We start from the raw sequence: 14,223 nt of genomic DNA, 5'->3' as shown, positions 1-14,223 counted from the left end.
ATGGAATCGTTGCAGGCTCACCTTCATACAACTTTTGCGGTTTGGCACCCTGTGTGGACATGAAGGAAGAGCGCATGAGTTTCACGGAAGCAGTCTCATCAGTCTTCTCTAAATACGCGGTTTTCAGCGGCCGCGCCGGTCGCCCGGAATTTTGGTGGTTTGCGCTCTTCAACGTTATCGCCTCGGTGATTCTGGGCGCCGTCGACTATCTTCTCTTCGGCCGCGAAATACTCGGCGCCGTCTATGGGCTTGCCGTGCTGCTTCCGGGTCTCGGCGTGGCGGTCCGCCGCCTCCATGATATCGGCCGCTCCGGCTGGTGGATTCTCGTCGGCATCATTCCGCTGGTGGGCTGGATCGTTCTGCTCGTGTGGTATCTCACCCCCGGCACGCCCGGCTCCAACGAATATGGTGCAGCACCAGCCTGAGTGTCGCGGGCAAAGTGTTTGCCATGGCCCGCTTCGGGGTGATAATGCGCAGGGCTGAACCTTATAGGCCAGCCTCCGGAGTTCCAGCGCATGCAATCGATTACCATCCGTCGCCCCGATGATTGGCACCTGCACCTGCGGGACGGCGCCATGCTGGAAGGGGTGATCGGCGATACCAGCCGCGACTTTGCCCGCGCGATCATCATGCCGAACCTCGTGCCGCCGGTGGTGACCACGGCGGATGCCGAAGCTTATCGCGGCCGCATCATGGCGGCGCTGCCGAAGGGCGACATATTCCAGCCGTTGATGACGCTCTACCTGACGGAACATACGAATCCCGATGATGTCGAGGTCGGTAAGACGAGTGGGCTGATCACGGCGGTCAAGCTCTACCCGGCCGGTGCCACGACCAATTCACATGGCGGGGTGCGTGATATCGAAAAGGCGATGCCGGTGCTGGAGCGCATGGCCAAGATCGGCCTGCCGCTCTGCGTTCACGGGGAGGTGACGACGCCTGAGGTCGACATCTTTGACCGTGAAGCGGTGTTCATCGAGACGGTGCTCGATCCGATCCGCAAGCGCTTGCCCGAACTCAAGGTGACGATGGAGCACGTCACCACGAAGGACGGCATCGACTACATCAAGTCCGCGAAGGGTGGTCTCGCAGGCTCGATCACCACCCACCACCTGATCATCAACCGCAACGCCATCCTCGTCGGCGGCATTCGCCCGCATTACTATTGCCTGCCGGTGGCCAAGCGCGAAAACCATCGTCTTGCGCTGCGTGCCGCTGCAACAAGCGGCGATCCGCGCTTCTTCCTCGGTACGGATTCGGCGCCGCATGTCGATCCCTTGAAGGAATGTGCCTGCGGCTGCGCCGGCATCTATACTTCGATCAATACGATGAGTTGCCTTGCGCATGTCTTCGAGCAGGAGAATGCGCTCGACAAGCTCGAAGCCTTCGCGTCGCTGAACGGCCCTGCCTGGTATGACCTGCCGGTCAATGAAGAGAAAATAACGCTGGTCAAGCGTAACGAACCCGTCAGTTTTCCCGCCAAGATCGAAACCGGCGCTGGCTCCGTTACGGTTTTCGATCCGATGTTCCCGCTCCATTGGGATGTCGAACGCTAAAGCTTTCCATTGGCAATTTTGCGCGGACTGCAGTCCCTCCCGCTTAGATGAGCATCAAGGCGCGGACGAAGGCCATGGATGCGAGCAGCGAGGCGATTGTCCTCACATGGTTCCACCACGTCCAATCCTTGAGATAGCTCGCCCAGAGCGCGGTCGCCTCGGCGCCGCCACCACCGACTTTCGCCAGCGCGTCGTTCATCGGCACGTTGAAGACGATCGTCGAGAGGAACGATGCAAAGATATAGAGCACCGCTCCGGCCAGCATCCAGACGCTGATGCCTTCGCGCCAGTTGAAGAATGCGAAGGCAGCGATCACAAGGCAGAGGACCGCGGTCGGCACGAAAAGCAGCATGAAGGGCGAGCGCACGATCGTGACGTTGATGGAGTTCATGGCCGCTATGCCCTGTTCGGCGGGAATGCGGGCGAACGACGTCATGATGAAGGTCGAAAAGGCAAAGAAGATGCCGGCGACGAGGCCGCTACCGATCGCAGCAGCCGCCAGAACGATCCAGAGAACCAGTGTCATGTTCATATCCTCCACGGGCCATTGGCGGCAGCATCACGCAGATGGGGCCGAAAATCCTTGGCGGGGCGGTCGAAAAATTACTGGGTCCCGCGCGTCGATGAGAATGGAATGCCGCATAAGAATACTCCTCCGGCAAAAACAAGAGAAAGTCTCTCATTTGTAAAATGAGATAAGCTCTCTTATTTTCATCGTCAAGAAAAAAACGGAGAGTGGAATGGGCGAAGAGGTTTCCGTGAGCCGTAGAAGACAGCCGGAATCAACCGGCCAACCGCGCAGGATTCCGCAGCAGAAGCGCGGGCGGGAGCGCTTCGAGAAGATCCTTTCGGTGGCGCTCGAGCTCATCGAAAAGAATGGCAGCGATGCGCTGAAGGTGAGCGAGATCGTTGAAAAGGCAGAGCTATCCTTCGGGGCGCTCTACCAGTATTTCCCGGACAAAAGCTCGATCATCCGCACACTGGCCGAACGCTTCAACGAGCAGGGCAGGGCCTGCGTCGAAGCCGAGCTTGCGGCGGTAAGGGACGCGGCGACACTGCGGCAGGCACTTTGTAACATCGCCGACCAGTATTACGACTTCTTCCGGCAAGAGCCGGTGATGCGCGATATCTGGGTCGCCACCCAGGCCGATCGGCTACTGCAACAGATCGATGCCGAGGACATGGAGTTTCATGCCCAGGCGTTGCTTTCGGTTCTCGCCACGCTGGAACCAGGGCGGAGCAAGGGCGAACTTGTCGCCATTGCCAGGCTGACCATGCAGCTGCTGGCAGCCGCCGTCCGCTATGCGATCTCGCTGGATGATACCGAGGGACGGGCTGCGATTGCGCTTTACCAGCGAATGCTCCCGATCGATATCGGCCGGTTGTCGTAGTCACGGCGACTGGTGGAACTGGTCACGCCGGTCCAATTGTTCAGGCCGGCAAAAAGCTGCGCGCCGCGAAATAGCCGATGGCTCCGAGCGCGACCGCCACGACCGAAGCCAGCCCGAGCGCCATCGCGTATTCCCGCCGGCCGGCGGTGAAGGCAAGCACCACCTTTGTCACCGCGTTGACCGCGACGGCGATCAGAATGACGTCAGCCGCCTTAATCACGTCGATCGTCGAGCCGGCGAGGCGCGCGGTGGATAGCGTGATGGCATCGACGTCGACGAGGCCGGAGATCGCCGCCACGACGAAGAGCGCGGACGGGCCGACATATTCGATCGCGATCTTCGACACGAGACTGATCAGGCCGAGCAGCAGAGCAAAGGAAATGACCGTGGTGAGCTCGAAGGGGTTCTTGAGGTCGATCTCCGGCGCCTTTGTCGCGGTCTCCGAACGCCAGACCGAAAACAGCGCCGCTGCCAGGAAACCGATGATTGCAGGGACCAGCGCGGCGGCGAGGGGCGCCAGCAAGGTGAAGGAAAGCGCGCTGGCGATGACGAGAACGCGGGCGAAGGAGAGGGCGCCGGCAATGCCTGCCCCTGCCGCAAGGTGGCGTGCGCCCTCCGGCGCCTGCGCCGAATAGCGGGCGAAGGAAAGCGTCAAGGCGGTGGACGAGACAAGCCCGCCCGCGGCACCTGCCAGCAGAACGCCACGGCCCGGGCCCATCAATCGAATGGCGGCATAGCCGGCGAAGGACAGGGCTGCGATGGTGATCGTCAGCAGCCAGAGCGAGTAGGGGTTGAGCGCGCCCCAGGGATCCAACGCCCTGTTAGGCAACAGCGGCAAGGCGATGACGGTCATTGCAAGCAGCACCAGCGCCGAGCGGAGCTCCACCCACGTCAATCCTCTGAGGAAGCCATGCAGGCTATGGCGAGCCGCAAGAATGACCGTCGTTGCGACACCGCCGGCTGCCGCGGTAACGATGTCGCCGACAGCTGCCAGAAAGCCGAGCCCGAACACCACCAGGGCGGCCACGACCGAGGTGATGCTGTAGTCTTCGTTTTCCTTCGTCTCCTGCCACTTGCCGGCAATGTAAATGGCCCCCAGAAGCATGGCGATCGTCGCAGGCAAAAATGGGCCGGTCATCGCTTGAAGCGTTCCGGCTATTCCGCCGAGAAAACCGGTAAGGCCGAACGTCCGGATGCCCGCCGCTCTGCCGCCAGCGCGAATGTCGCGCTCCTGCCATCCCCGCTCGACCCCGACGAGCAGGCCAATAGCAAGGGCGACGCCGAGCCGCTGAAAAACCTCAATATGCTCCATGACGTGACGATATCGCCGCCGCGCCGGCGCGCAAGCGCAAATAACTGAAAGAATTGATGCATTGCTGGCTCAGCGCAACGAAGGCGGTGCCTTCAGGCACCTCTGGACGGATGCCCGGCCGACGTCTTCAAGCGCTGTCGCGTTTTTTGCCCTCATCGACGGCGTGGAATCGCTCGCCGTTCTGGAAAACTGCCGCGCTTGCTGCTATTGGCCCATAAATTTGACCAAAGGAGAGAGCGATGATCCAGACGACATTCACCGACCGCGCCGTGATGGCGGAACTCGTGGCGAAGATGCTCTGGGAGATCAAGGCGGTGCACTTTAATGCAGTGCAGCCCTACAAATTCGCCTCCGGCATGGCGAGCCCGGTCTATATCGATTGCCGCAAGCTGCTCTCCTTTCCGCGCGTGCGCTCGACCGTGATGGATTTCGCCGCCAGCGTCGTTCTGCGCGAAGCCGGTTTCGAGCAGTTCGATTGCGTGGCGGGTGGCGAGACTGCGGGCATCCCATTTGCAGCCCTTCTCGCCGATCGCCTCAGCCTGCCGATGATCTATGTCCGCAAGCAGCCGAAGGGTCATGGCCGCAACGCGCAGATTGAAGGCAACATGCCGGAGGGCTCACGCGTCCTCGTCATCGAGGACCTGACGACGGCAGGCGGCAGCATGTTCAAGTTCATCGATGCCGTCAGGGCTGCTGGCGGCGTGGTCGATCATGGTATCGCCCTGTTCTATTACGGTATTTTCGATGAAGGCGCGCTGCGCTTTGCCGATGGCAAGGTGAAGCTGCACTACATCGCCACCTGGCGCGATGTGCTTGCGGTTGCCAAGGCGCAGAAGCTGTTCGACGAGAAAACCTTGAGCGAAGTCGAAGCCTTCCTCGATGCGCCGCTCGCCTGGTCGGGACGCAATGGCGGCATTTCATCACTTTGAATGAAGAATTGCGTCGCGGCGCTTTGCTTTTGCCACGAAATTATCTAATCGATTTGAGCATCGATGGATCGTAATGCTTGGGAGGCCGGAATGATTTTGTGCTGTGGCGAAGCGCTGATTGACATGCTGCCGCGGGAGACGACTCTGGGCGAGAAGGGCTTTGCCCCATACGCAGGGGGCGCGATCTTCAACACGGCGATCGCACTCGGACGCCTCGGCATTCCGACAGCCTTCTTCACCGGCCTCGCCGACGACATGATGGGCGAAATCCTGCGCGATACGCTGCAGGCGAGCAATGTCGACTTCAGCCTCTGCGCCATCACCCCACGCCCGTCGACGGTCGCCTTCGTCAAGCTGGTCAACGGCCAGGCAACCTATGCCTTCTACGACGAAGGCACGGCCGGGCGCATGATCACGACCGACGATCTGCCTGTCCTCGGCGACGATTGCGAGGCGTTGCATTTCGGCGCGATCAGTCTCATCCCGAGCCCCTGCGGCGAGACCTATGAGGCGCTGCTCGACCGCGAATGCGACAAGCGGGTGATTTCGCTCGATCCGAACATCCGCCCGGGCTTCATCAAGAACAAGGACGCCCATATGGAGCGCATCAAGCGCATGGCGGCGAAGTCCGACATCCTGAAATTCTCTGACGAGGATCTGGAATGGTTCGGCCTCGAAGGCAGCCATGACGACCTGGCGGCCTACTGGCTGAAGCAGGGCGCCAAGCTCGTGGTCATCACCAAGGGTGCCGAGGGCGCGTCGGGCTACACCAACGAGCGCAAGGTCACCGTGCCGAGCGAGCGCGTCACTGTCGTCGATACCGTCGGCGCTGGCGACACCTTCGATGCCGGCGTGCTTGCCTCGCTGAAGATCGACGATCTCCTGACCAAGGAAAAGGTCGCTTCGCTCAGCGAAAAGGCGCTGCAGAACGCGCTTTCGCTTGGTGCCAAGGCCGCTGCCGTCACCGTCTCGCGCGCCGGCGCCAATCCGCCCTGGGCGAAAGAAATCGGCCTCTGAGACAGGCTATAGCCGATCGAGAAAGGCGAGCACTTCGCGGTTGAAGTGCTCTGGCCGCTGCAGCGGCGCGAAATGGCTGACCTCCGGAAGCAGGATGAGTTCGGCATCGGGAATGCTGCGGACCAGATAATCGGCGTGCTCGCGCTTGATGAACTCGTCATTGTCTCCGAGCACGACCGCGACCGGCACCTTGATGCCAGCGAGATCGGTAGCCGTATAGTTTGGCTCGCTTGCCATCATCTTCGACACATCGCCCACGAAGCTCTCGAAGGCATCGGGCGTGGCGGATAGCGCCTGATAATCCTTCCGATGACGACTGAAGCAGCGATCGATGACCGGTGTCGGCTTGAATTCAAGCGTGCCACTGGGATCCATGTTGCAGGCGAAGAAAAACACACCGGGTACCCGCTCTGGCCGCTGGTCGGCGAGGATCAGCGCCGTACAGGCCCCGTCGCTCCAGCCGACAAGGGCGGACTTCGTAAGCTCAAGGCAATCCATCACCGCAAGAACGTCGCCTGCCATCTGGGCATAGTGATAGGGGCGCATGTCGCGCGTGCTGCGGCCGTGGCCGCGACTGTCGATAACGACGACCTGTCGGCCCGCGGCGACCAGTGCCGGCACCTGATAGCCCCAGTTCCCCGCATTGCCCAGCCCGCCATGCAGCAGGATCGCGGCTGGGCCGGAACCGTAGGTCGCATACCAGATGCGAGCGCCGTCGTTCTCGACGAAGCCTTCGCGCTGCGGCCTTGGCAGGGGCGCTGCGCCATGTGCCTCGAAATTCAGAAGCTCGTCGTCCGTCACATCCATTCAACCTCTCCTCATAGCGATGTACCTAAGACGCATCGTGAAGCCGAATTTCGACATTGACCAAGCGCTACCACAAGACAAATGCCGGCGCATGTCATACTTAATAGACTGCTAATATTACGGCCTGTAGCTTCAGCGTTTAACGTTGGAGGAGAAGAAATGGTTCTACGCGTTGATGGTCAAGGCTGGTCGCTCAGCAGCGTCGAAGCCGGACATTGTTCGGCGGCGACCAAAGCCGCGGTCAAGTGCGCACTGGAAGCGTCATCGGAGTTCGACAGCACGCAGATCGTTGTTTCAATGCTTGGCGATTTCGTGGTGCTTGAAGGCTTCGTCCGCTGTCGCGGAGATGACGAACTAGCCGCGGATGTCGCCGCTGCCATCGTCGGATCGACTCAGGTTCACAATCGACTGATATGTCGAGGCTTCCCGAAGAGGTCGAACTAGAGGACGGGCTTTTAAGCCCTCAAGCCAATTTCCAGACTGTGTAAAGCTCCCGCGGCCAGCCGCGGGAGCTTTCTGATCTCAATGCTCTGTTTTGGCAAGTTTTGCCAGTGCGGCAACGAGGCCCTGCGTCGAGGAGTCGTGGCCGGCAGCGCTTTCCTTGCCTTCCACGACAGGCAGCAGACCAGTCGCCAGTTCCTTGCCGAGTTCGACGCCCCACTGGTCGAAAGAGTTGATGCGGAACAGCACGCCTTCGACGAAGACTCGGTGCTCATAGAGCGCGATCAGGCGACCGAGCGCGTAGGGCGTCAGCTTGTCGTAGACGAAGGTGATCGACGGGCGGTTGCCGGTGAAGACACGATGCGGTGCGATGAAGTCGGCCTTCTTGTCGTCCATGCCCTTGTCGGTCAGCTGCTTCTTCGCCTCGTCGAAGGTACGGCCCTTCATCAGCGCTTCGGACTGCGCAAGCACATTCGATATCAGAAGCTCGTGCTGGTGGCGCAGATTTGGCTCGAAGGCGTTCGCCGCGATCATGAATTCGGCCGGGATGACGCTCGTGCCCTGGTGGATCAGCTGGTAGAAGGCGTGCTGGCCATTGGTGCCGGGCTCGCCCCAGACAACAGGACCGGAATTACCCTCGACGGGCGTGCCGTCGATCGTGACACCCTTGCCGTTCGATTCCATGTCGAGCTGCTGCAGATAGGCCGGGAAGCGCGACAGGCGCTGGTCGTAGGGCAGGACGGCACGGGTCGGATAGCCGAGTACATTGCGGTGATAGAAGCCGATCAGGCCGAGCAGCATGGGCAAGTTCTTGGTGATCGGTGCGGTGCGGAAGTGGTTGTCGACGGCATGGGCGCCCTCGAGAAACTTGATGAAATTTTCCGGGCCGATGGCGATCATGATCGGCAGGCCGATCGCCGACCAGAGGGAGTAGCGGCCACCCACCCAGTCCCAGAAGCCGAAGACGCGTTCGCTCTCGATGCCGAAGGCCGCGACCTTGTCGAGTGCGGTCGAAACGGCAGCGAAATGATGCTGGACGGCGGCGTCGCCGAGCGCGTCGGCGATGAACTTGCGCGCCGTTTGCGCGTTCGTCATCGTCTCTACGGTCGTGAAGGTCTTGGAGGCGACGATGAACAGTGTCGTCTCGGGCTGAACGAGCTTCAACGTGTCGGCGATATTGGCGCCGTCGATGTTGGAAACGAAATGCGCGCGCGGTCCATCATGGAAGGGCGCCAGCGCCAGCGTTGCCATCACGGGGCCGAGGTCAGAGCCGCCGATGCCGATGTTGATGACGTCGGTGATGGCCTTGCCGGTCGCGCCCTTAAGACTGCCGGAGCGGATGCCATCGGCGAATTTGCCCATGGCGGCAAGCACGGCGTTGACATCAGGCATGACATCCTTGCCGTCGACAAGCACCGGCGTATTGGAGCGGTTGCGTAGCGCCGTGTGCAGAACGGCTCGGTTTTCGGTGAAGTTGATCGCCTTGCCGGCGAACATTTCGTCACGCTTGACTTCAACGCCGCCCGTCTCCGCGAGCTTGACCAGGAGAGCCAGGATCTCGTCGTTCACGGCCGTCTTGGAATAATCCATCAGGAGGTCGTCGAGCGACACGCTGAAGCGCGAGAAACGCTGCGGGTCGGCGGCAAAGGCGGCGCGCAGATCGGTTGCCTTGGTGGCGGCTGCAGTGCTCTTCAATTGTTCGACGATGGCATTCATGGGAGGCTCCTTTGCAGGGCGAGAGGGTCGCGGAAACTATTCGCTTTGTAGGGCGCAAATCAAGTTCGGCGACCTCTCGGAACGCAAAAAAGCCATCTGAACAAACGGATGGCTCATAATTTCACGCGACCGTCAAACTTAGCCGCGCAGATCCTTGCGCAGGATTTTTCCGACTGGCGTTTTCGGCAGTTCGGTGCGGAATTCCACGAAGCGCGGCCGCTTGTAGTTGGTGAGGTTTGCCGCGCAATGCGCCTTGACGTCTGCCTCCGTCAACGCCGGGTCCTTGCGAACCACGAAGAGCTTCACGGCTTCGCCGGAATGCCCGTCGGGGATGCCGACAGCCGCCGCCTCGAGGATGCCGGGATGCATCGCCGCCACTTCCTCGATCTCGTTCGGATAGACGTTGAAGCCGGAGACAAGGATCATATCTTTCTTCCGGTCGACGATCTTGGTGTAGCCGCGCGCATCCATGAAGCCCATGTCGCCGCTGCGGAAATAGCCGTCCGGCGTCATCACGCGGGCGGTCTCCTCCGGTTTGTTCCAGTAACCAGCCATCACCTGCGGGCCGCGGATACAAATCTCGCCGATCTCACCAAGCGGCAGCGAATTGCCGTCCTCGTCGCGAATGTCGAGATCGGTGGATGGAATCGGTAGCCCGATGGAACCGGTGAACTCTGCCGAATCGAAGCGGTTGGCGGTGGCGACCGGCGATGTCTCGGAGAGACCATAGCCTTCGGTGATATGGGAGCCGGTGATCTTCATCCAGCGCTCGGCGACCGGTCGCTGCACCGCCATGCCGCCACCGAGCGACATCACGATGGAGGAAAAGTCGAGCTTGGCGAAATCGGCGTTGTTCATCAGCGCGTTGAAGAGTGTGTTGAGGCCGGGGAAGATGTGGACCTTCACCCTGCCGAATTCCTTGACCAGCGCCGGAATATCGCGCGGGTTGGCGATGAGGATATTGTGGGCGCCGAGCGACATGCCCATCAGCGAATTCACCGTCAGTGCGAAGATATGATAGAGCGGCAGGGCACACAGGAAGTTCAGAACCTCTGGGCGCGGCTTCTTGTCGAAAGCCGATCGCAGCCACAGTTCGAGCTGCAGCTTGTTGGAGAGCAGGTTCCGGTGCGTCAGCACCGCGCCCTTGGCAATGCCGGTCGTGCCACCGGTATATTGCAGAAAGGCGATGTCGCCCCCCGTCAGGCTTACAAGTTTGAAAGGTTGGCCGGCACCTTCCGCGAGCACCTGCTTGAAGGTCTTGTGCTGCGGAATAGACCATGAAGGAACGAGCTTCTTGACCCTGCGCACGAGCAGATTGACGATCAGCCCCTTGGCGCCCAGCATCTCGCCGAGCGACGTGACGACGACCTGGCGCACATCGGTTTTGACCAGTACCTGCTCGACCGTTCGCGCGAAGTTTTCGAGCACGAAGATGGCCTTGGCGCCCGAGTCGCGCAGCTGATGTTCCAGTTCGCGGGGTGTGTAGAGCGGATTGACATTCACGACCACGAAGCCGGCCCGCAGGATCCCGTAAACGGCGACCGGATTCTGCAGAACGTTCGGCATCATGACGGCAACGCGGTCACCCTTCTCGAGGCCGATGCTCTGCAGCCACGCTGCAATCTTGCGGGTCTGGCTCTCAAGCTCGCCATAGGTCAGCGTCTTGCCCATGCTGGAAAAGGCGATGCGATTGGCATAGCGCGCGCAGGATTTCTCGAGCAGTTCCGCAAGCGATTCGTATTCCAGCGGTGGAAGCTCTGCCGGCACGCTGTTGGGATAGGTCGCAAGCCAGGGCTTTTCGGGCTTCGCACCGCCTGGATGGACGGAAATGCTGTTCATATGGTCTCTCTCCCTGTCGCTGCCGGCCGGTCCCACCGGCAAGCCGATTGGACGATCCTCCATCTTCCAACGCGGCAGCTTATGTCATCGCCTGAATGGTTCAAGCTGAGAATAGAGCTACACTAACCTTAACGTAAACGTCAATAATCATGTATTGGCGGTTGCTGTGAGTAAATTGGGAACATCGAGTGCGGGGCAGCGTTTTTTCTCCGTGGGCCAACCACGAGGAAACAAAAGGAGGTGCACCATGCTGCATCAGGACGCTGACAAAACCCGCCGTGACCCAAATGTGAAGGACACACCGACACTGATTGCCAGCGACCGCGTGGAAGGCACCCGCGTCTATGGAGCCGATGGCAAGCATATTGGCTCTATTGAACGATTGATCCTCGGCAAGCAGGATGGCCGCGTTGCCTATGCCGTACTCGAGTTCGGCGGCTTCTTGGGCATCGGCCACGATCACTATCCGCTGCCGTGGGAAAAGTTGACCTACGATACCCAGCTGGACGGCTATCGCATCGATCTGACGAAGGATCAGATCGAGGGCGCGCCGAGCTATGCGGACGATGACGACACCTGGTACAACGATAATGGCCGCCGAGTTTACGACTACTACGGCGTGCCTCCCTACTGGATGTAACGTCGTCCGCACACGCGCGGTCCCTTGATCGCGCGTAGATGCGCTGCGCCGCACTCTGCCCACTTGGCGCGCGGCGTGGTAAAACGACCTGGATGGGCCCCGTCGCAGACGGGGCCTTTTCAGTGTGTGGCGACGAGATCGTTGGCGGAGCGCAACACGGTGCCAATGCTGATGTCGCTTACCGACATCGCTTTTGCAGTCCGTAGCGCGAATATGTGACTTTCCCCTGGCAGCAGCGTTACCAGCATCGAATCGACGACGCCATCAGGATCGAGCCGGTCGGCCATCAGGCAAAGGTCCTTCAGCAGGGTCTCCGCTGTCACCTTCACCGCATATCCATCCGTCGTGGCAGTCAGCTCGATTGACGCCCGCGGTGCCGGGAGCTTCAAATCGATGTCCTCGACAAAATAATGGAATGCGCGCCGGTCGAGCATCTGCACGACGATCAGCTCGTCACCGGCATTGTCCGGCGTTGCGATATCCGCCGGCAGCGGAAACTCCTTCGCTTCGAAGCGGTCGCAGAGCAGCCGCCAGAACTCGAATTCGGCGAGCACCGTACCATCAAGCCGCAGGCGCTTGCCCGATATCTTCGCCCGCCAGAACAGCGTGCGCTCGTTGACGGCGACGGCTGCCAGCCCGCCATTGCGTGGCTGGATGGTCAGCAGTCTGGGATCGAATGCCTGTTGCATCGCATACCAGAGCGGTTTGCGCCGTCCTGCCGAGTCGAGCGCCGCCCATGAGGTCACTGGCCAGCAGTCGTTGAACTGCCAGACGACGGCGCCCTTGCAGATGGCGCGGTGCGAGCGCATGTGCTCGATCGCGAAGCGGATGGCGCGTGCCTGGTTGAGCTGCGTCGCGAAATGCCAGTCGTCCATCGTCCGTGGCACCGGCAGATGCCCGGCGAGACCGCGGATCAGCTTGTCGTTGCCCTGTGTCGCCTTCTGATGATGGAATACGCCGTTCGAAACAGGTGTCAGCGGCGTGTCATGGACGCTTTCCTCGATCGTCGCCCAGTTCGGAGGCGCCTGCCAGCCGAATTCCGAGCAGAAGCGAGGGATGTAGTTGCGATAGACCTCGTAGCCGACATCGTTCCAGACATCCCAGATATGCTTGCAGCCGTGCTCGTCCGCGTTCGGCTCGATCTCCATTGTCCCGGAGTAGGGGCTGCCCGGATAATACGGCCGATCTGGGTCCAGCTCGGCGCAGAGCTTTGGCAGAACATCGAGATAGTAGCCGAGCCCCCAGCTTACGCCCTCCTTGATGATCGGGCGCCAGCCCCATTCGTCGAAGCCCCAGATGTTCTCGTTGTTGCCGTTCCAGACAATCAGCGACGGATGTGGCATCAGGCGCACCACATTGTCGCGCACCTCCGCCTCGATCTCGCTGTGCAACGGTTCTTCTTCCGGATAGGAGGCGCAGGCAAACAGGAAGTCCTGCCAAACGAGCATCCCCGCGCGGTCGCAGGTCTCGTAGAACTCGTCTCGCTCGAAGATGCCGCCGCCCCAGACGCGCAGCAGATTGATGTTTGCAGCCTTCGCCTCCTCGATCTGGGAAGCATAACGCTCGGCGGTTACCCGTGGCGGAAAGCAGTCGTCCGGAATCCAGTTGGCGCCGCAGAGGAAAAGCGGCACGTCGTTGATGACGAAGGTAAAGGCGGAGCCGTGTTCATCGGGTGCTGTGTCGAGTCTGACGGAGCGGAAGCCGATCTGCTTAGAGTAGCTGTCGAGTAAGTCGTCGCTTACGCTATTCCGCAATTCGACCTGAAGCGGGTAGAGTGGCTGTGCGCCAAGATGATGCGGCCACCAGATCTGCGGCGCTGGAACAGTCAGCTGGAACTCGACCGCATCGGCTCCTTCCGCCAACTCGGCGACGTGGCTGACGCCGGCAATGCTCGCGACGATCTTCGCGCCAGCGCCGTCGCGGCGCTCGATACGAGCGCGAACCGTCACGAGCCCCTCGCCGCCTGCAAGCGTCGCCGAAACCCGCGTCTCCGCAAGCCGCGCCCGCTCCCAGCTTTCCAGCCGCACCGGGTTCCAGATCCCCGAGGTCACCAGCGTCGGACCCCAGTCCCAGCCGAAGTTGCAGGCCATCTTGCGCATCAGGTTGCCAGGGCCGGGATAGTTATTCGGCCGGTAACCGTAATGCGCCTCCATCTCGGCGCCGTAGGCATAAGGGGAGCGGAAGGTCACAACGAGTTCATTCGCGCCCTGCTTCAGCCGCTCCGACACGTCGAAGCGATAGGTGCGGTGCATGTTGAAGGTGCGGCCTAACTCTTCGCCGTTCAGCACGATCGTCGCGACCGTATCGAGGCCTTCAAACACCAGTCCCTGGACTTTTCCGGCATCCGGCGCTGCATCGAAGCTGCAGCGATAGGTCCAGTCTTCCTTGCCGATCCAGTCGTTGGTGATCTCGTTGACGTCGAGATAGGGGTCCGGGATCAGACGGTTGGCCAGAAGGTCGAGATGTACGCAACCCGGCACCTGTGCAGGAATTTCGGCCGGCAGGTCGCGTCGACCGGCAACGTTGCAGGAGAGCGTCCAGCCACGGTTCAATTCGGTCTTTTCAATCATGTGAA

13 protein-coding genes are annotated in these 14,223 nt (G+C 60.9%); 7 read left to right on the top strand and 6 right to left on the bottom strand.

What is annotated here, in order from left to right:
- Nucleotides 1-74: 74 nt before the first annotated feature.
- Together C934_RS0116105 and pyrC are read left to right on the top strand one after the other, a co-directional pair.
- Nucleotides 75-425 carry a DUF805 domain-containing protein gene (locus C934_RS0116105; RefSeq protein ID WP_018857687.1) on the top strand — a complete coding sequence of 117 codons (351 nt, stop codon included), beginning with the start codon at nucleotides 75-77 and terminating at the stop codon, nucleotides 423-425.
- Between the two features lie 90 nt (nucleotides 426-515).
- A complete protein-coding gene (pyrC, locus tag C934_RS0116100; protein WP_018857686.1) occupies nucleotides 516-1,556 on the top strand; it encodes a dihydroorotase in 1,041 nt (346 codons plus the stop codon).
- Between the two features lie 43 nt (nucleotides 1,557-1,599).
- On the opposite strand, the gene C934_RS0116095 is transcribed toward pyrC, so the two are convergent.
- Nucleotides 1,600-2,088 carry an anthrone oxygenase family protein gene (locus C934_RS0116095; RefSeq protein ID WP_018857685.1) on the bottom strand — a complete coding sequence of 163 codons (489 nt, stop codon included), beginning with the start codon at nucleotides 2,086-2,088 and terminating at the stop codon, nucleotides 1,600-1,602.
- Between the two features lie 208 nt (nucleotides 2,089-2,296).
- Here C934_RS0116095 and C934_RS0116090 point away from each other — a divergent pair, with 208 nt between their 5' ends.
- On the top strand, nucleotides 2,297-2,947 hold the full coding sequence (locus C934_RS0116090; RefSeq protein ID WP_018857684.1) for a TetR/AcrR family transcriptional regulator: 651 nt from the start codon (nucleotides 2,297-2,299) through the stop codon (nucleotides 2,945-2,947).
- Nucleotides 2,948-2,987: 40 nt separating this feature from the next.
- Here C934_RS0116090 and C934_RS0116085 read toward each other — a convergent pair whose 3' ends face one another.
- Nucleotides 2,988-4,259 carry an MgtC/SapB family protein gene (locus tag C934_RS0116085; RefSeq protein WP_018857683.1) on the bottom strand — a complete coding sequence of 424 codons (1,272 nt, stop codon included), beginning with the start codon at nucleotides 4,257-4,259 and terminating at the stop codon, nucleotides 2,988-2,990.
- 239 nt (nucleotides 4,260-4,498) lie between these two features.
- On the opposite strand from C934_RS0116085, the gene C934_RS0116080 reads away from it, so the two are divergent.
- Nucleotides 4,499-5,188: an orotate phosphoribosyltransferase gene (locus tag C934_RS0116080; RefSeq protein WP_018857682.1), complete on the top strand. Its 690-nt coding sequence runs from the start codon at nucleotides 4,499-4,501 to the stop codon at nucleotides 5,186-5,188.
- Between the two features lie 90 nt (nucleotides 5,189-5,278).
- Nucleotides 5,279-6,205, top strand: a complete 927-nt coding sequence (locus tag C934_RS0116075; protein ID WP_018857681.1) for a carbohydrate kinase family protein — start codon at nucleotides 5,279-5,281, stop codon at nucleotides 6,203-6,205.
- A gap of 6 nt (nucleotides 6,206-6,211) precedes the next feature.
- Here C934_RS0116075 and C934_RS0116070 read toward each other — a convergent pair whose 3' ends face one another.
- A complete protein-coding gene (locus C934_RS0116070; RefSeq protein WP_018857680.1) occupies nucleotides 6,212-7,012 on the bottom strand; it encodes an alpha/beta fold hydrolase in 801 nt (266 codons plus the stop codon).
- A 159-nt stretch (nucleotides 7,013-7,171) separates the two neighbouring features.
- On the opposite strand from C934_RS0116070, the gene C934_RS0116065 reads away from it, so the two are divergent.
- The gene (locus C934_RS0116065; protein WP_018857679.1) at nucleotides 7,172-7,456 is read left to right on the top strand and encodes a BON domain-containing protein; all 285 of its coding nucleotides are present in this window, start codon (nucleotides 7,172-7,174) and stop codon (nucleotides 7,454-7,456) included.
- 78 nt (nucleotides 7,457-7,534) lie between these two features.
- Here C934_RS0116065 and pgi read toward each other — a convergent pair whose 3' ends face one another.
- Together pgi and C934_RS0116055 are read right to left on the bottom strand one after the other, a co-directional pair.
- A complete protein-coding gene (gene pgi, locus C934_RS0116060; RefSeq protein ID WP_018857678.1) occupies nucleotides 7,535-9,169 on the bottom strand; it encodes a glucose-6-phosphate isomerase in 1,635 nt (544 codons plus the stop codon).
- 138 nt (nucleotides 9,170-9,307) lie between these two features.
- Nucleotides 9,308-11,008, bottom strand: coding sequence for a long-chain fatty acid--CoA ligase (locus C934_RS0116055; RefSeq protein ID WP_018857677.1), 1,701 nt, complete (start codon nucleotides 11,006-11,008; stop codon nucleotides 9,308-9,310).
- A 247-nt stretch (nucleotides 11,009-11,255) separates the two neighbouring features.
- On the opposite strand from C934_RS0116055, the gene C934_RS0116050 reads away from it, so the two are divergent.
- Nucleotides 11,256-11,648: a PRC-barrel domain-containing protein gene (locus C934_RS0116050; protein ID WP_018857676.1), complete on the top strand. Its 393-nt coding sequence runs from the start codon at nucleotides 11,256-11,258 to the stop codon at nucleotides 11,646-11,648.
- A 119-nt stretch (nucleotides 11,649-11,767) separates the two neighbouring features.
- Here the strand turns inward: C934_RS0116050 and C934_RS0116045 are convergent, their stop codons facing one another.
- On the bottom strand, nucleotides 11,768-14,218 hold the full coding sequence (locus C934_RS0116045) for a glycoside hydrolase family 2 protein (protein ID WP_018857675.1): 2,451 nt from the start codon (nucleotides 14,216-14,218) through the stop codon (nucleotides 11,768-11,770).
- Between the last annotated feature and the right edge of the window lie 5 nt (nucleotides 14,219-14,223).

The sequence above is a fragment of the Rhizobium sp. 42MFCr.1 genome, from assembly GCF_000377185.1.
Taxonomy (GTDB): Bacteria; Pseudomonadota; Alphaproteobacteria; order Rhizobiales; family Rhizobiaceae; genus Rhizobium; species Rhizobium altiplani.
Note: the sequence above shows the minus strand (reverse complement) of the source record. Positions and strands in the feature narration are given on the sequence as shown.

Coding starts and splice junctions, on each gene's coding strand:
- C934_RS0116090 (WP_018857684.1), top strand. CDS start 2,297: ATGGGCGAAGAGGTTTCCGTGAGCCGTAGAAGACAGCCGGAATCAACC.
- C934_RS0116070 (WP_018857680.1), bottom strand. CDS start 7,012: ATGGATGTGACGGACGACGAGCTTCTGAATTTCGAGGCACATGGCGCA.
- C934_RS0116055 (WP_018857677.1), bottom strand. CDS start 11,008: ATGAACAGCATTTCCGTCCATCCAGGCGGTGCGAAGCCCGAAAAGCCC.
- C934_RS0116085 (WP_018857683.1), bottom strand. CDS start 4,259: ATGGAGCATATTGAGGTTTTTCAGCGGCTCGGCGTCGCCCTTGCTATT.
- C934_RS0116105 (WP_018857687.1), top strand. CDS start 75: ATGAGTTTCACGGAAGCAGTCTCATCAGTCTTCTCTAAATACGCGGTT.
- C934_RS0116045 (WP_018857675.1), bottom strand. CDS start 14,218: ATGATTGAAAAGACCGAATTGAACCGTGGCTGGACGCTCTCCTGCAAC.
- C934_RS0116065 (WP_018857679.1), top strand. CDS start 7,172: ATGGTTCTACGCGTTGATGGTCAAGGCTGGTCGCTCAGCAGCGTCGAA.
- pgi (WP_018857678.1), bottom strand. CDS start 9,169: ATGAATGCCATCGTCGAACAATTGAAGAGCACTGCAGCCGCCACCAAG.
- C934_RS0116075 (WP_018857681.1), top strand. CDS start 5,279: ATGATTTTGTGCTGTGGCGAAGCGCTGATTGACATGCTGCCGCGGGAG.
- C934_RS0116050 (WP_018857676.1), top strand. CDS start 11,256: ATGCTGCATCAGGACGCTGACAAAACCCGCCGTGACCCAAATGTGAAG.
- C934_RS0116080 (WP_018857682.1), top strand. CDS start 4,499: ATGATCCAGACGACATTCACCGACCGCGCCGTGATGGCGGAACTCGTG.
- C934_RS0116095 (WP_018857685.1), bottom strand. CDS start 2,088: ATGAACATGACACTGGTTCTCTGGATCGTTCTGGCGGCTGCTGCGATC.
- pyrC (WP_018857686.1), top strand. CDS start 516: ATGCAATCGATTACCATCCGTCGCCCCGATGATTGGCACCTGCACCTG.